This is a genomic window from Siminovitchia sp. FSL H7-0308, assembly GCF_037980985.1.
In the GTDB taxonomy this organism is placed as follows: Bacteria; Bacillota; Bacilli; order Bacillales; family Bacillaceae_C; genus Siminovitchia; species Siminovitchia thermophila.
This window is the reverse complement of record NZ_CP150282.1, coordinates 2,259,463-2,275,388: the sequence shown is the minus strand read 5'-3', so window position 1 is coordinate 2,275,388 and position 15,926 is coordinate 2,259,463. Positions and strand designations below refer to the sequence as shown.

Below are 15,926 nucleotides of genomic sequence, written 5' to 3'. Positions count from 1 at the left end.
TATAGAGGTTTGTCTCAGCCTCTATTTGGTTGTGGCATCTTCCTCTAAATCGTCAGCTACTTCGATGATTCGGTGTGGATGCGAGTAAATATTCAGCTGGTTTTTCCTGACAAAACCGATAGCAGTGATGCCGAGGTCCTCAGCCAAACTGATTCCCAGTGTGGTTGGAGCGGATTTGGAAATAAGAATGCCGACACCAATTTTTGCGGCTTTTAAAACGATCTCGGATGAAATCCTGCCGCTGAAGGCAATGATTTTATCGTGCAAAGGTACGTGATTCATTAAGCAATAGCCGTATATTTTGTCTAGGGCGTTGTGGCGGCCGATATCTGAGAAGGAAACCATAATATCATCGGCTGTGCAAAGAGCGGCATTATGGACGCCGCCGGTGAGCAAAAAGTCCTCGGATTGCGTTTGCAAGTCTGCCATTAAACGAAAGCATTGGGTGATCGAAATCTGTTGTTTGGACATGACAGTTTTGGCTGTTTTAGCATCGTTGTAAAAGTAGAATTGTCTGCTTTTGCCGCAACATGAGCCGATCATCCGTTTCGAGTAAAACTCTTTGGAAATCGTTTGTTTTCTTTTTAAGGCGGCATAGGCAAAACCACGAGCTTGGTCAATGTCCAATGAATCCAGATCATCCATTTGCCGGATGATTCCTTCTGATGCCAGGAAGCCGACGGCCAGTTGTTCAAGATCAGTCGGTGAACAAACTGCCGTCGCGAACTCTTCTCCATCAATATAAATCGTAAAAGGAAATTCTACAGCTGCGCAGTCCTCGGTTTTGCGGATTGTCTGCCCATCATATTTCCATATGTTGAGATGTTTTTTGACCATGTGATTCATCTGATCACCTGCTTAACTAATTTCCTGCTCTAAGTCATCGATCCTTTTCTCCAAGTATTGAATATCTTTTTTGGCATTGAATGTGTCCGCTTTTTCAACAACGACACCGATATTATATTCAGGAATTCCCGCAAATTGTTCATAAATGCCTTTTTGAAGCAGTACATTTCCTTCAGGCCAATAAACGGAAATATTTCCGCGCCGTGTATCCGCGTATTTGGCTCTCCCTTGAAAGGTGCCAAATTGGTTATAAACAACGATAGCTTCCTGATCGGCAATACCAAGTTCTTTCGCGTCTTCTTCGTTGATTAACACATCATATCTGTCAGCAGCGTTGAAAGGATCTTTCTCGCTGTATATCATCGAGTTAAATTGTTTGCCCCGTCTTGTGGTCACATAGAAATGGCCGTCCGGTTTACGCAATTCCGGCAACTCAATCGGAATTAAATTGGCTTTCCCATCCTCTGTTGGACAATTGCCGCCTTCACAGAGCCAAGCTCCTCCCCATTGAAAGACATCGCCACGCTTTTTTAAATGTTGGATGCCGTCATAGTTTGGGTTGGCCACGGCAATTTCATCACGGATTTCCTGTGCTTCGTTAAACGTCATGAGGTGCTTCATATCCGGTTTGATCCGAGCAGCAAGATCAACATATATTTCCCACTCACACCGGGCTTCTTCGATTCTGGGTCCTTGAATTTCCGGCGAGAAATATACCATCCTCTCCGTGGAAGTCGAAGTACCGCCACCGCGCTGTTCATAGCGTGTCTGGGCAGGGAGGACAATCACTTCCTCTTTCGCATCTACAAGCGTTGAAGTATTTAATATAATATCTTGGTGTACCCTTATATCTACATTGCTTAAACATTTTTCCATGAATTCCGGATCAGGCATTGTTTCCAGGAAGTTTCCGCCCGAAGTATAAAATACTTTCAGCTTTCGCTCACGGTCTTCCGGAAGCAAGGCATTTTCAAGGGAAACACCCACGATGTCACCTTGCCATTTCGGTATGTCAAAACCCCATACTTTTTCCATTCTCTTTATGTTTTCAGGTTCAAAATCCCCTCCGGGAAGGACGAATGGATCTGCTCCCATCTCTCCGGAACCTTGTACACCTGAGTGGCCGCGGATCGGCATGACGCCGCAATGTTCTTTGCCGATAAATCCCCTTAAGATAGCCAAATTGGCCACTTGTGATATGTTATCCGTGCCAAACCTGTGTTGGGTTAATCCCATTGACCAAACGAATACACCGCTATTTGAGTTGGCCAGAAGCTGCGCGAATTCAAGCATTCTTTCTTTTGAGACGCCCGATGATTGTTCGAGCTGTTCCCAAGATTGCTCTTCAATATGAACTTTTAGTTCCTCATAACCGTTGGCGTGCCGGGAAACAAATTCATGATTGATCGCGGAGCCGGGATGTTTCTCTTCCATCTCGAACCAATGCTTTATAATGCCATTCATAAAGGCGATATCACCGCCTATATTTACTTGATATACATCATCGGCAATTTTGGTGCCAAATAAGGCGGATTCAGGGATGGAAGGGACCCAATATCCGTCCATGGCGGGCTCTTTATATGGATTAATACAAATAATTTTTGTTCCTTTCCTTTTGGCTGCGTACATATACTTTGTCGAGACAGGCTGGTTGTTCGCCGCAACCGAGCCCCAGAAAATGAGCACATCGGTTCCGATCCAATCTTTGTAATTGCAGCTGGATGCGCCGATGCCCAAAGATCTTTTTAATGCCGTTTTACTAGGAGAATGACAGATTCGTGAAGCATTATCAATATTGTTTGTCCCAATAAAACGGGCAAATTTTGCCGCCGTATAATACACTTCGTTTGTAATTCCCCGTGCAGTCAAGAAGAATGCCAACTGTTTGGGATCAATAGATTTGATTTTGCCGGCTATTTTGTTTAAAGCCTCATCCCACGAAATTCTCCGAAACTTTTTTTCTCCGGGTTTTCTCGAAAGGGGATAGGGGATGCGTCCGAGTTTTCTTAATTCGGTGCTGTCCATTTTTCGCAACTCTTCAATATCCGCATGAAGCACATTTTCCGAAATGGCGGGCATCGTATTCAGCCGCAGCACGTTCAGCCTTGTTGTACAAAGATGAGGTCCCGCCAATGTTTGATCATACAGACCCGATACTCCGAGCGCACATCCATCACAAACTCCCTGAGTTAATATGCGATAAGCGTAGGGAAGATTGTCCCGGTTTTCAATGACCACCTTCATGGTATCGCGAATATGTTTTGGTTTTACTTTGCCGAGGCCAAATGGAATGGGGCTCACCCAATGCTGTGGATCGGGGGTTTTTGGCAATTTAATTGGTCCAGTATGTTTAGTATTTCCCATTTTAGTACATCCTTTCTTTCTTTCATTCATAAAAAAACCACCGCAAACATGCTTATCTTTATGATAAGCGTGTCACGGCGGTTAGTCTTTAACAGGGTCCCTGTCAAGTGCCAACTGCATGGTCAGTGATGAAATTTTTTCTCAAGATCCTGGTCAAAAATAAAAATGGACATGCCCAGGTCTTTTTCAATATCAATATCAACGAACAGATCCAGAAATTTGGCGTCGAGTAATTCTTCCATCTCGACAGGGTGGTTCTTTCGATACATTTCTTTTACCATTTCGGTACGGGCAGCCCTTACCATTTGTCTACCGTCTTGTGCACTGGCAATAAACTTTTCGACCGGAGAAAGATTTCCTTCCATTTCGCAAATGGCCCAGTTTTTACAAAAGGTCGTTTTGATTTTACTGGGGCCTTTGCCCATATGGCGTTTGCGGAATGCCCGTACAAGATTGCTAAACTCTGCTTCATAATTTTTCATAACGGTTAACCCCTGATTTTTGTTGCCTCTCCTTAATTTTACCATGTTTACAAAAGTTCTCAACCCGGTTAATTAAAAACTGTTTTTAGCTTGCATGAGCAGATCCCCGTTCTTTCTGCTTTTTTATATCCAAACGAATGAGGAGGGATACGACGAAAGCAACGACAAACAGTCCGGCAAAAAATAATAAACTGTTGCCATAGCTTCCTGTTGCATCTTTTACCCAAGCCGCAAACATTGGTCCAGCAACTCCCGCGGCAGCCCACGCTGTTAAAATGTATCCGTGAATGGCTCCAAGTTGCTTCGTTCCAAAAATATCTCCAATATAGGCGGGAATGGAGGAAAATCCGCCTCCATAGCAAGTATATATGATGGCGAGCATGATTTGGAATAAAATTGAAATCGTTGTAAAAGGTAATAGAGCAAATAACACAATTTGAATGGCGAAAAAGGCTGTATATGTATTGGGGCGCCCCAAATAGTCCGATGCCGAAGCCCAGCCGATCCTCCCAAGACCGTTGAATATCCCGAGGACGCCTACAAAGGCAGCCGCCTCAATCGAGCTCATGCCGATACTCTCTTGCGCAAGCGGACTTGCGGCGGAGAGAATGGCGATTCCGCATGTAATATTAATAAAGAGCATGATCCATAAATAATAAAAACGCGAGGTTTTGACCGCTTCATTGGCGGTGAGCTGCGCCAGGTCCGCGGATATTTTACCTGCTTCCACCTTTTCTTTATAACCTCTCGGGGTCCAATTATCCGGAGGCTTAGCCAAGTATAGGGATGAAACCGTCATGACAATAAAATAAGCCGCGCCAAGAATAAAGAACGTATTGGCGATTCCGGTATTTTTAATCAGGTAATCCATGATGGGACTGCTGATTGCCGCGGCGAAGCCAAATCCCATAATCGCCATACCGGTGGCCATTCCTCTGCGGTCAGGAAACCATTTGACAAGGGTGGATACAGGGGCAATGTAGCCGACACCCAGGCCGATGCCCCCCAATACACCGTAGCATATGTACAGTAGGGGCAAAGATTCAAACTTTACGGCAAATCCGGTACAAAAGACACCGATTCCGAAAAACGCGCTCGCCAAAAGGCCCGATTTTCGGGGGCCGTGTTTTTCCACAAAATGTCCCAAAAAAGCAGCAGACAAACCCAAAAATAAAATGGCCAAACTGAACGTAAGTTGGACTTGGCTTGCAGTCCAATTATATTGCTCCATGAGCGGGTTTGTAAAGTTGCTCCATGCATAAACGGAACCGATCGAAATGTGAATACCCACAGCCGAAGTAACGATCAGCCATCTATTTTTTAATTTTTCCATGTGAAATCCTCCTTTTCGGAAAAGTTCAGCAATTTTATCAGGGGGTGTAACCGCTCTCAACAAAGTATCTTCCGAATAAGTAAAAACCACCGCAAATAGAGCCATCACAGATAGGCGCAGGCGGTGGTTAGTCTTTAACAGGTTCGCTGCCAAGTGCCAACCGGTCGATATTGTAACCATTTTCATACAAAATTGTACCATATCTTTCACATTTTGAGCCGCTTTTCACCTTGAAATTGCAAAATAGGTCTTAATACTCATTTTTCTGGGATTTTATGATATAGTTGTTATCACTTTCCTCAAAAAAATGGTGTATATTGGCTTTTTATATCATGTTGCTTTTTAATGAAAGTAGGAAGGATCAATCGGTCATGCTATAATTGGGTTGATTTTTTCGATAAAAATGTATCAAAAATAGAGGAGACTAACACCATGCTTGAACCAGGAACGGTAAAAGAATTGACAGTAGTGCGTGAAGCGCCGTTTGGATATTTTTTGACAAACGGTGAGGAAGATGTATTGCTTCACCATTCGGAAGTTCCCGAAAATTTTCATCCGGAGGAAAAGCAAACTGTCTTTTTATATCAGGATCATGAAGGGCGTCTTTCGGCCTCTTTAACGATTCCGCAAATCAGAAAGGGACAATACGGATGGGCAGAAGTAGTGGAAGTAAAAGCGGGGCTTGGCGTATTTGTCCATATCGGGCTTCAAAAAGATTTGCTTATATCAAAAGATGACTTGCCGGAACTGTTGCAGTTATGGCCCGAAAAAGGGGACAAGCTGTATTGTTCAATGAAAACGGACAAGAAAAACAGGCTGTTCGGGGAATTGGCGAATGAGGAAGTAATGAGAGGGCTTTCTGTCAGGGCCGGCCAAAGTGTTTTTAATAAAAGCGTCAAGGGGACCGTGTATCGGGTTCTCCTTAGCGGTTCTTTGATTATTACAGAAGAAAGATACATCGGATTTATTCATCAATCGGAAAGGAAAGAAGAGCCCCGGCTTGGTCAACATGTGGAGGGGCGAGTTGTAGCCGTAAAAGAAGACGGCACGATCAATGTTTCTCTCTTGCCGAGAGCTCACGAAATGATCGACGAGCAGGCCGAACAAATATACCGCTACCTACAAGGTCGCGGAGGATCGATGCCGTATTCAGATAAAAGTGAGGCGGAGGATATTAAGAAGCGATTTTCCATCAGCAAAGGCCTGTTTAAAAAAGTGCTGGGAAAACTCATGAAAGAGGGAAAAATTATTCAAAAAGATGGTTGGACCCATATAACCGATCAAGATAGCCGTCATGAATCATGATGTCTATGTTGTTCTTTGTAGTCAAGCTCGTGCTGGAATTTCCGCATCATTTCTTTCTTGCTTCCATAAACGAAGAAGAGGTCACCTTCCTGGACATGCTCTTCGTCCAAGTTTTTGCGGATGGCTTCTTCACCCCGTTTTATGAACAGTACATGCACATCCTCATTTTCGGAAAACATATCGGCAAGCTTTTTTCCAATATAGGAGGATCCTTCTTGAATGGGAATATCTGTAAAGTAATCATCTTCATTTACATAAAGAACTTCGTTGATGGGAAGCTCTTCCGGATCATAATGGTCCTTCATCTCAGAGGAAAACTTCTTTTTTAGCACATTTGTTGCCCGTTGTGTTTTTAAAAGCAGCAAAAATACACTAAACAAAACGACGAGCGCCGCCATCTCGGGAATTTTCAAATCATCCGACAAATATGTGCTTAAAATGGAGATCACAACCGCAAGTGAAAAAGCGCCGAACAGAATAAGAAAAGTGCTGATTTTTCTTCTTATGGGATGTTCCAAGATGAGCTTGGCCTCATCAGTTGTAAACCCGGTATTCGTTAACATCGAGATGGCCTGATAGCGGGAAACTTCTCTTGATAAACCTGTCAAACATAGGAAAGTGGTCGCCATTTCAATGACGATGGCGATGAAAATAAAATAAACTGCCATTAACATGAGTTCCACGATCACATCTGCTCCCTTCATCCAAAGTACCCTTGCAAACAAAATGAATCGCTATACATGAATATTTACCTGGAAAAAGGGAATAAAACCTATAATTTACTAGCAGGTGATGCATATGAGTGGAAAAAAAGAAGATATTCATTGTTTTGCAAACGGGTGGAGATGGCAGGAGTTTAGTTTTCAAGAAAAAGATAAATTAAAACAGTTGACTGACAAATTTCCCGAATACGACGTTTGGATCAACAATGCGATGGACATTGAAACGAATTATTTGCGGGTCCTATCTTTTGATGATCATCATGATTGCGCATTGATCGGGTCGTTAAACTATTCCGCTGATCCGAGCGATGAGGATTCGTACAGGCTGCTCCATTATTATGTGACTGAGAACAAGTTGTTAACGATTGATTTTGACATTGGCACCATTTCTAAAATGACGAGACAAACATTAATGGCACGGCTGGAAAAGTGTGATAATGCCTTTGAAGCATTTTTATTTATCATGGGGGAGATCCTTAACACTTTTTTAGATGGGATCGATGATTTTGAGGAAAAGCTGATTGACTTGGAAAAGAGGATTCGCTTCCATAATCACGGCAATATTCTTGAAGAAATATTTGATCGCAGATCGGAAATGCTTTTTTTAAAACAGCTTACGATACCGATAGAAGAGATGTTGCTGGCTATGGAGGAGGCTTTTTACGAAAATATTAAGGATATGGATGCGTTCCGGCAGACGAAAGTAAGGCTTGAGCGGACAATGAAGCTGTTATATCATTACGACAGCCAAATAGAAACACTTTTAAATATAAATATGAACTTATATTCATACCGGGGCAATGAAGTGATTAAAGCATTGACAGTCTTCACGGTGTTAGTCACCCCAATCACGGTATTCGGAGCGTTGTGGGGAATGAACTTTAAAAATATGCCGGAGCTTGACTGGGGTTTCGGATACTTGTTTGCCTGGGTGATCATCCTCGCTTCCACCGGCCTGATTTATTGGTGGCTCTACAGAAAAGGGTGGCTGGGGGACGTATTAAGGCGAAAAAATAAAAAATGAACGGTATGATCCTGGCGTTTCAAAGGAAATCATGTACACTCCGCTGGATTGTGGTAGAATAAAATAACAGCGAAAGTGGAGGAATGAAAGTGAAAAAGGAATTTGCCGTCATTGGACTGGGCCGATTTGGAGGAAGCATTTGCCACTCCTTAAGCGAGCAAGGAATGGATGTCATGGCTATCGATATAGACGAGGACCGTGTAAATGAATTTGCCTCCATCGCCACACAGGCTGTCGTAGCCGACACGACGGATGAGCAAGTGTTAAAAAGCTTGGGCATTCGCAACTTTGATCACGTCATTGTAGCGATTGGAGATAATATCCAGTCGAGTATATTGACCACTTTAATTTTAAAAGAACTTGGCGTTACTCATATTACCGTTAAGGCCCAAAACGACTACCATGAAAAAGTGCTCCGCAAAATAGGCGCGGATCATGTCGTTCACCCGGAAAGGGATATGGGCAAAAGAATCGCCCACTATATTGTTTCCAACAATGTACTTGACTATTTGGAACTGTCTGAGGAGTACAGTATTGTGGAAATTAAGGTAAATGAATTATTGGCTGGACATTCCCTCGTGGAATTGGATGTTAGGGCGCAATTCGGTTTAAATATCGTCGCCATTAAACGGGGAGAGGAAATCATCGTTTCGCCAAAAGCGGACGATCCACTTCAACTCGGTGATATTTTAATCATTATCGGCGCTGATACCGATATTAACCGGTTTGAAAAAAAAGTACTTGAATAAAAAAATCCTCTTGGGCGCCTGAAAAGCGTTCAAGAGGATTTTTTCTATACTTCCATAATAATGGGAAGAATCATCGGCTTTCTTTTTGTCCGCTCGTATAAGAACGGCATGAGTGTCTCAGTAATTTCATTTTTGATTTCGGACCATTGGGTTGTTTTTCGTTCCATGACTTTCTGAAGATGCTTAGAGATCATCTTTTGCGCATCGTTGATCAAATCGCTCGATTCTCTCATGTAGACGAATCCCCTTGATATAATATCGGGACCAGCCGCAATCTTATATTCGTTCATATCGATGGAAACAACAACGATGACGAGCCCTTCTTCAGATAGAATTCTTCTGTCGCGCAGAACGATGTTCCCGATGTCGCCAATGCCGCTTCCGTCAATATAAACAGAACCAGATGGAATTTTTCCAGCTACTTCAGCATGATTGGAACTTAGGGCAAGTACCTCGCCATTATCCATAATAAAGCAATTTTCTTCAGGAATGCCGCAGTCTACCGCGAGTTGGGCATGCATGGTTTGCATGCGAAATTCTCCGTGAATCGGCATAAAGAACTTTGGCTGTATAAGCCGCAGCATCAGCTTCTGCTCTTCCTGCCCTCCGTGCCCGGATGTGTGGATATCATTCAAGGAGCCCGCAATAACTTCAGCGCCTGCACGGTAGAGCAGGTTAATCGTCCGGTTTACACTGGTTGTATTACCGGGAATTGGGGACGAAGAAAAGACGACTGTGTCCCCCGGCTGAATTTGGATTTGACGGTGCGTTCCGTTGGCGATACGCGAAAGTGCCGCCATCGGCTCACCTTGGCTGCCGGTACAAAGAATGGTTACTTTATTTGCTGGGAGCCTGTTCAATTGCTGGGTAGTGATGAATGTATCTTTTGGCGCCCGGATATATCCCAGGTCTTGTCCAATTTCAATCGCTGCTTCCATGCTTCGTCCAAATACCGCTATTTTCCGGTTGTTGGCGACTGCGGCATCTGTTACTTGCTGCAAACGGTGAATATTAGATGCAAAGGTGGCAAAGATCACCCTTCCTTCCACTTTGCGAAAAATATCTTTAATGCTCTCGCCGACCTTGCGCTCCGACATTGTAAAATGCGGGACTTCGGCATTTGTGCTGTCGGACAGCAGACAAAGCACTCCTTCTTTTCCGATTTCCGCCATTTTGGTTAAATTGGCGGGTTCGCCAACCGGTGTGAAATCAAACTTGAAATCACCCGTATGGACGATATTGCCCGGAGGCGTTTTAACAACAATTCCGTACGAATCCGGAATACTATGGGTCGTTCTGAAAAACGTGACCGATGTTTTTCGAAACTTGATGATATCGTCTTCTTTAATTTCAATCAGTTTTGTTTTTCGCAGGAGACCGTGCTCTTCCAGTTTATTTTTGATCAACCCAATGGCCAATTTCCCGGCATATATGGGTATATTCACTTGTCTCAGCAAGTACGGAATGCCGCCTATATGGTCTTCATGTCCGTGCGTGATAAACAGTCCTTTGATTTTATCTTCATTTTTCACCAAATAGGAATAATCTGGAATGACGTAATCAATACCGAGCAACTCGTCTTCCGGAAATTTAATTCCTGCATCAATCATGATAATTTCGTCTTGAAATTGAACCCCGTATGTGTTTTTACCAATTTCACCCAAACCGCCCAAGGCGAAAATGGCCGTCTGGTCATTTTTTACAAACTTCATCTGTTACACATTCTCCAGACTAAAATTCGGGCTGTTCTTTTCATATTCAAGGTATTTTCCTTCAAGCAATTGAATATATTCAATATTTAGTTGGCGGTCTTTTAAAAAATGTCGTACTTTCCGTTCGTTTTCAGCTTCAATAAATAATACTTTTGTTTTTTCCCGGACAGGCATTTCATGGATGCTATCCTGGTAGTATACTTTAAAAATCATGTTCTTCTCTCCTTAACTCCGTTGTCATTGTTAATTTTCTTTATTATATTAGAAAGCCCGGGTGAATGCATGTTTTTTGCAGGGCTGGTGAAAATGTCGGCCACACACTTATCATAAAAAGAATAAGCCCTCTTTGATTCAGAGGGTTTCGGAAATGACGGTATAATCATTTACGCAATTGTTTTCTTTCTGAGCAAGTCTTTCCACTGTTTCAAAAGCTTTTTCCGCAGCTTCTTAAACATGGTGGATCACTCCTTATCACTATTTTAACCGATTTTTGTAAAAAGTAAAAGTATCATAAAACAGGTTGTTTTTATATGCATCGTTTTTGTTTTTATTATATGCTCAAATATAGAGTGACTCTCATGGAGAACAATGGAAATAAGAGAAAGAGGGATGATCATGACAAAGATTGTGTTTTTCGACATTGACGACACTTTGCTCGATGCTCAAAAAGAATTGCCTGCATCTGCCAAGGCTGCTGTCCGGCAATTGCAAAAGCAAGGCATTTATACGGCCATTGCGACAGGAAGGGCACCGTTTTTTATATCCCCCGTGCTTGCGGAATTAAATATCCATTCCTATATTTGTTTTAACGGGCAATATGTTGTTTTTGAAAATGAAGCGATCTACAAAAATCCAATCAATCGCTATGCCCTTCAACAAATTGATGAAACAGCAAGAGAGCGTGATTACCCGCTCGTATACATGAATGAAATAACGATGAAAGCGAATGTCCCTCATAATGAATTGATTGAAAAAAGCCTTCGTTCATTGAAGCTTTCACATCCGGAATTTGATCCTCATTTTTACAAAAACAAAGAAATATACCAGGCGCTCATCTTTGCCAATGAGAATGCAGGGAGGGATTTGCCGGAGGTCGATGATGTTACTTATATTCGCTGGCATGAATCTTCTCTGGATATCGTACCGAAGGGAGGATCAAAAGCGGAGGGGATCAAGCAAATGATTGGCCGACTCGGTTTCCAAATGGAAGATGTCGTCGCTTTTGGAGATGGAATGAATGACATCGAAATGCTTCAAGAGGCTGGAACCGGGGTAGCGATGGGGAATGCCCACCAAGTTGTGAAAGACCATGCCGACTTTGTGACAACGAATGTTGAAAATGATGGGATTGTCAATGGATTGAAAGAAATCGGGCTTCTATCCCGTGAATTTGATACGGTTAAACAATAAACGCAGCCAGGCAGGGGAAAAGCCCATTCTCCTGCCTGGTTGGTTAACGATCAATCGGAACGGCGTCTTGCGGAACGTGGAACGGATTTTCCTTGTTGATATGATCATAAAACATCACGCCGTTTAAATGATCAAGCTCATGCTGAAAAACAATTGCCGGAAGACCCCGCAAGCGCAACTTGATTTCATTGCCGTTTTCATCATATCCTTTTACTTTGATTCGTGCGTGGCGAAGAACATAACCGGGTATATCACGGTCGACAGATAAACACCCCTCACCGGAAGTCAAATAGGCTTTCTCCACTGAGTGACTCATTATTTTCGGATTGAAAAAGCCATAATGATATTTCTCTCCCTTGTCATCCGTAACCCTCATAACAAACATTCGTTTAGACACGTTGATTTGTGGAGCAGCTAATCCGACGCCTGGCCGAAGGCCATACCTTTCACTTATTTCCGGATCTTGGCTGTTTATTAAAAATTCCTCCATTTTTTTGATCGTATCTATATCTTCCTGGGATGGCGGCAACGGCACGTCGGCCGCTTTTTTCCTAAGTACCGGATGTCCATCCCGAACTATATCCTTCATTAAAATCATGTACATCCCCCTGTATGTGATACTGTATAATCAGTTTACCAAAAAAGATCAGCTAATTAAATCAGATTACTTCCATTCCATTCCCAGATAAAAAAATTCAAGGTTGTAAAACTTTTTTTCTCCCGTTATAGTAGGAAATGTGAACGATGGGAGGAATACCGGTGAGAAAAAGGAAATTGGCTACCGTTATATGTGTTTCTGCTTTTTTATTGGCAAGTTGCGGAAGTCCGGAAAAAAAAATATATAAAACCCTTGAAGAAACCGTGAGCATAGAAAAAGATTTTGAAAGCCAACAAAAACCGATGGCCGAGCTTGAGGAAAAGGAAACTGAGATTTTTAATGAAATGATGAAGCTCGGAATGAAACAAATGGACAAAGTTACGGAACTCTCTGACAAGGCCTTAAACAATTTGAAAAAGCGGGAAGAATATCTTAAAAAAGAAGAGAAAGCGATCGCGGCTTCCAAAAAAGAATTTGAAAAAGTAAAAGAAACCATTCCTTCATTAGAAGATGAACCGTTAAAAGAAAAAGCAAATCAGTTGGAGCAGCTTATGGCTGAACGGTATGACGCCCATGTCAAGCTTTCCAAAGCCTATAAAGCAACCATCAAGGAAGACCGAAAACTGTATGAAATGATGAAGAATAAAGATTTAAAACTGGAAGAACTGGAACAACAAATTGCTGCGTCCAACAAGGCCCGGGAGCAGGTCATAGAGGCCAATAAAGAATTCAACGAATATACGAAAAAGTTTAATGAAGAAAAATCTGCTTTTTATAAAGAAGAGGATCTTAAAAATGCATCTTAATCAACAGAAACGGGAATCAGCCGTTTCTTTTTTTTCGGGCAGTTTTTGGTGAATTTGGCGGGGATATTTGTAAAAAGCTGTTGAAAGCGCTTTAATTATGTACTATAACAGCGGAAGAAAATAAGTTTTTATATAATACAGTTTTCTGATTGATAATAATACAGGAATGAATGATTGAAAAATTGGAAAGGGCTTTATGTTAAAATATATTCGTTGACGAAAGGGATTTTCTCATGTAATCTAAAAAATGAGGAAAAATTACATTGTGTTATAATACATAAAAAAATAACTGATACAGATTAGGGTGTTTCAAAGGAGGTCGATAGTTGTTTTTTCAACTCAAGATTGTGGAAAAACTATAGAGACACCTTTATTTCATATTGACATGCTTTTTTTAGGGCACTCTACCAAGTAATGCATTTAAAAATAGAAAGGGTTGGTGATTTCGATGGCTTCAAAAGCGAAGACAGCGGAATTCGATGCGGTCGAAACGCTCGAGAATATTGAAAAACAATTTGAAATGATTCAAGTGTTGAATGAAAAGGGTGAAGTGGTCAACGAAAAATTGTTGCCGGATTTATCTGATGATGAACTGGTTGAGCTTATGAGCCGAATGGTTTATACGCGCATATTTGATCAACGTTCCATTTCTTTGAACAGACAGGGACGGCTCGGCTTTTATGCACCGACTGCCGGTCAAGAGGCATCCGCGATTGCTTCGCATTTCGCATTGGAAAAAGAAGACTTTATTTTGCCGGGGTACAGGGATGTTCCTCAAATCATCTGGCACGGTCTTCCGCTTTATAAAGCATTCTTATTTTCAAGAGGACACTATGTTGGGAATCAAATTCCCGAAGAAGTAAACGTCATTCCTCCGCAAATCATTATTGGAGCGCAATATGTGCAGGCGGCGGGCGTTGCCCTTGGACTTAAAAAGCGCGGTAAAAAAGCGGTTGCCGCAACATATACGGGTGACGGCGGATCTTCCCAAGGAGACTTTTACGAGGGAATCAACTTTGCCGGCGCATTCGGCGCGCCAGCGGTCTTTATCGTCCAAAACAACCAATTTGCCATTTCTACACCGCGGGACAAACAGACAGCCGCTTCGACTATTGCCCAAAAAGCAGTGGCGGCAGGAATTCCGGGTATTGTGGTAGATGGCATGGATCCGCTTGCGGTATATGCTGTGGTGCGGGAAGCTCGGAAACGGGCTGTTGATGGAGGAGGACCTTCTCTTATCGAAACCATTTGCTACAGATATGGTCCACACACAATGGCGGGAGATGACCCGACACGATATAGAACTTCCGATACTGACAGCGAATGGGAGAAAAAAGATCCGATTGTCCGCTTTAGAAAGTATTTGGAAGAAAAAGGTCTGTGGAACGAAGATAAGGAAAATGAAGTAATTGAAAAAGCGAAAGACGAAATTAGAGAAGCCATTAAAAAAGCGGATCAAACGCCAAAGCAAAAAGTGACGGACTTGATTTCGAATATGTATGAAGAACTTCCGTTCCATTTAAAAGAGCAGTTTGAAATATATAAAGAGAAGGAGTCGAAGTAAGCCATGGCGCAAATGACAATGATACAGGCAATCACAGATGCGATGCGCACGGAATTGCGCAATGATGAAAATGTCCTTGTGTTCGGCGAAGACGTGGGGGTAAACGGAGGCGTTTTCCGCGCGACGGAGGGACTGCAAAAAGAATTTGGAGAAGAACGGGTATTCGACACGCCGCTTGCGGAATCCGCTATTGGCGGGCTGGCAATTGGCTTGACAACTCAAGGATTCCGTCCAGTCCCAGAAATTCAATTCTTTGGTTTCCTATATGAGGTAATGGATTCAATCAATGGCCAAATGGCCCGCTGGCGCTACCGGACGGGTGGTTCGTATCATGCACCCATTACAGTCCGATCACCTTTTGGGGGCGGCGTACATACACCTGAGTTGCACGCAGACAGTCTTGAAGGCCTTGTAGCCCAGCAACCCGGACTAAAGGTTGTCATTCCTTCGACGCCTTATGACGCCAAAGGTTTGCTTATTTCCGCCATTCGAGACAATGATCCGGTTATTTTCCTTGAGCATATGAAATTGTACCGCTCTTTCAGACAAGAAGTTCCGGAAGAAGAATATACGATTCCTATCGGGAAAGCAGATATAAAGCGTGAAGGAAGCGACTTGTCGATCGTAACGTATGGCGCAATGGTTCATGATTCACTAAAAGCTGCCGAACTGCTTGAAAAAGATGGGTACTCCGTGGAAGTCATCGACTTGCGAACTGTTAGCCCGCTTGATATTGAAACCATTATTCAATCCGTTGAAAAAACGAACCGGGCTATTGTCGTCCAAGAGGCTCAAAAACAGGCGGGAATTGCAGCGAATGTTGTGGCGGAAATTAACGATCGCGCCATTTTAAGCTTGGAGGCGCCTGTATTGCGAGTAACAGCTCCGGATACGGTATATCCATTTTCACAAGCTGAACCGGTTTGGCTGCCAAACCATAAAGATATCGTTGAAACGGCTAAAAAAGTACTGGAATTTTAAACAACCTCAAGACTGAACAACTATTTACAA

General features: G+C 42.7%; 15 protein-coding genes. 7 read left to right on the top strand and 8 right to left on the bottom strand.

The genetic code is table 11. The features are described from left to right. Positions 1-21: 21 nt before the first annotated feature. The 4 genes from fdhD to MHB50_RS10810 form a co-directional block, all read right to left on the bottom strand. Positions 22-846: a formate dehydrogenase accessory sulfurtransferase FdhD gene (gene fdhD, locus MHB50_RS10825; protein ID WP_205180026.1), complete on the bottom strand. Its 825-nt coding sequence runs from the start codon at positions 844-846 to the stop codon at positions 22-24. 12 nt (positions 847-858) lie between these two features. Beyond that, a complete protein-coding gene (locus MHB50_RS10820) occupies positions 859-3,210 on the bottom strand; it encodes an FdhF/YdeP family oxidoreductase (RefSeq protein ID WP_205180033.1) in 2,352 nt (783 codons plus the stop codon). Positions 3,211-3,332: 122 nt separating this feature from the next. Continuing rightward, positions 3,333-3,692: a DUF2294 domain-containing protein gene (locus tag MHB50_RS10815; protein ID WP_077111271.1), complete on the bottom strand. Its 360-nt coding sequence runs from the start codon at positions 3,690-3,692 to the stop codon at positions 3,333-3,335. 85 nt (positions 3,693-3,777) lie between these two features. After that, the gene (locus MHB50_RS10810; RefSeq protein ID WP_205180034.1) at positions 3,778-5,025 is read right to left on the bottom strand and encodes an OFA family MFS transporter; all 1,248 of its coding nucleotides are present in this window, start codon (positions 5,023-5,025) and stop codon (positions 3,778-3,780) included. A gap of 432 nt (positions 5,026-5,457) precedes the next feature. Here MHB50_RS10810 and MHB50_RS10805 point away from each other — a divergent pair, with 432 nt between their 5' ends. After that, a complete protein-coding gene (locus MHB50_RS10805) occupies positions 5,458-6,330 on the top strand; it encodes a S1-like domain-containing RNA-binding protein (RefSeq protein ID WP_077111269.1) in 873 nt (290 codons plus the stop codon). On the opposite strand, the gene MHB50_RS10800 is transcribed toward MHB50_RS10805, so the two are convergent. Next, positions 6,318-7,034 (bottom strand): TrkA C-terminal domain-containing protein, encoded by a 717-nt coding sequence (locus MHB50_RS10800; RefSeq protein ID WP_083717454.1) that lies wholly within the window; start codon positions 7,032-7,034, stop codon positions 6,318-6,320. The two genes, MHB50_RS10805 and MHB50_RS10800, sit on opposite strands and share 13 nt — an antisense overlap. 94 nt (positions 7,035-7,128) lie before the next feature. On the opposite strand from MHB50_RS10800, the gene MHB50_RS10795 reads away from it, so the two are divergent. Both MHB50_RS10795 and MHB50_RS10790 read left to right on the top strand, forming a co-directional pair. Then, the gene (locus MHB50_RS10795; protein WP_077111268.1) at positions 7,129-8,076 is read left to right on the top strand and encodes a magnesium transporter CorA family protein; all 948 of its coding nucleotides are present in this window, start codon (positions 7,129-7,131) and stop codon (positions 8,074-8,076) included. Between the two features lie 83 nt (positions 8,077-8,159). After that, a complete protein-coding gene (locus MHB50_RS10790; protein WP_077111267.1) occupies positions 8,160-8,825 on the top strand; it encodes a TrkA family potassium uptake protein in 666 nt (221 codons plus the stop codon). Positions 8,826-8,869: 44 nt separating this feature from the next. Here the strand turns inward: MHB50_RS10790 and rnjA are convergent, their stop codons facing one another. Further along, entirely contained in the window at positions 8,870-10,537 is a 1,668-nt protein-coding gene (gene rnjA, locus MHB50_RS10785; protein ID WP_077111266.1) for a ribonuclease J1, read from the bottom strand. A 3-nt stretch (positions 10,538-10,540) separates the two neighbouring features. Beyond that, positions 10,541-10,750 (bottom strand): DNA-directed RNA polymerase subunit epsilon, encoded by a 210-nt coding sequence (locus tag MHB50_RS10780; RefSeq protein ID WP_077111265.1) that lies wholly within the window; start codon positions 10,748-10,750, stop codon positions 10,541-10,543. Positions 10,751-11,152: 402 nt separating this feature from the next. On the opposite strand from MHB50_RS10780, the gene MHB50_RS10775 reads away from it, so the two are divergent. Then, entirely contained in the window at positions 11,153-11,947 is a 795-nt protein-coding gene (locus MHB50_RS10775; protein ID WP_077111264.1) for a Cof-type HAD-IIB family hydrolase, read from the top strand. A gap of 43 nt (positions 11,948-11,990) precedes the next feature. Here the strand turns inward: MHB50_RS10775 and def are convergent, their stop codons facing one another. Continuing rightward, on the bottom strand, positions 11,991-12,545 hold the full coding sequence (gene def, locus MHB50_RS10770; protein ID WP_077111263.1) for a peptide deformylase: 555 nt from the start codon (positions 12,543-12,545) through the stop codon (positions 11,991-11,993). Between the two features lie 161 nt (positions 12,546-12,706). On the opposite strand from def, the gene MHB50_RS10765 reads away from it, so the two are divergent. From MHB50_RS10765 to MHB50_RS10755, 3 genes are all read left to right on the top strand, one after another. Continuing rightward, positions 12,707-13,351, top strand: a complete 645-nt coding sequence (locus MHB50_RS10765) for a YkyA family protein (protein ID WP_340085259.1) — start codon at positions 12,707-12,709, stop codon at positions 13,349-13,351. Positions 13,352-13,799: 448 nt separating this feature from the next. After that, the gene (gene pdhA, locus MHB50_RS10760; RefSeq protein WP_340085258.1) at positions 13,800-14,915 is read left to right on the top strand and encodes a pyruvate dehydrogenase (acetyl-transferring) E1 component subunit alpha; all 1,116 of its coding nucleotides are present in this window, start codon (positions 13,800-13,802) and stop codon (positions 14,913-14,915) included. A gap of 3 nt (positions 14,916-14,918) precedes the next feature. Further along, positions 14,919-15,896 carry an alpha-ketoacid dehydrogenase subunit beta gene (locus tag MHB50_RS10755; RefSeq protein WP_340085257.1) on the top strand — a complete coding sequence of 326 codons (978 nt, stop codon included), beginning with the start codon at positions 14,919-14,921 and terminating at the stop codon, positions 15,894-15,896. Positions 15,897-15,926 lie beyond the last annotated feature (30 nt).

Coding starts and splice junctions, on each gene's coding strand:
- MHB50_RS10810 (WP_205180034.1), bottom strand. CDS start 5,025: ATGGAAAAATTAAAAAATAGATGGCTGATCGTTACTTCGGCTGTGGGT.
- MHB50_RS10805 (WP_077111269.1), top strand. CDS start 5,458: ATGCTTGAACCAGGAACGGTAAAAGAATTGACAGTAGTGCGTGAAGCG.
- MHB50_RS10800 (WP_083717454.1), bottom strand. CDS start 7,034: ATGAAGGGAGCAGATGTGATCGTGGAACTCATGTTAATGGCAGTTTAT.
- MHB50_RS10795 (WP_077111268.1), top strand. CDS start 7,129: ATGAGTGGAAAAAAAGAAGATATTCATTGTTTTGCAAACGGGTGGAGA.
- def (WP_077111263.1), bottom strand. CDS start 12,545: ATGATTTTAATGAAGGATATAGTTCGGGATGGACATCCGGTACTTAGG.
- MHB50_RS10755 (WP_340085257.1), top strand. CDS start 14,919: ATGGCGCAAATGACAATGATACAGGCAATCACAGATGCGATGCGCACG.
- rnjA (WP_077111266.1), bottom strand. CDS start 10,537: ATGAAGTTTGTAAAAAATGACCAGACGGCCATTTTCGCCTTGGGCGGT.
- MHB50_RS10790 (WP_077111267.1), top strand. CDS start 8,160: ATGAAAGTGAAAAAGGAATTTGCCGTCATTGGACTGGGCCGATTTGGA.
- MHB50_RS10815 (WP_077111271.1), bottom strand. CDS start 3,692: ATGAAAAATTATGAAGCAGAGTTTAGCAATCTTGTACGGGCATTCCGC.
- MHB50_RS10780 (WP_077111265.1), bottom strand. CDS start 10,750: ATGATTTTTAAAGTATACTACCAGGATAGCATCCATGAAATGCCTGTC.
- MHB50_RS10775 (WP_077111264.1), top strand. CDS start 11,153: ATGACAAAGATTGTGTTTTTCGACATTGACGACACTTTGCTCGATGCT.
- fdhD (WP_205180026.1), bottom strand. CDS start 846: ATGAATCACATGGTCAAAAAACATCTCAACATATGGAAATATGATGGG.
- MHB50_RS10820 (WP_205180033.1), bottom strand. CDS start 3,210: ATGGGAAATACTAAACATACTGGACCAATTAAATTGCCAAAAACCCCC.
- pdhA (WP_340085258.1), top strand. CDS start 13,800: ATGGCTTCAAAAGCGAAGACAGCGGAATTCGATGCGGTCGAAACGCTC.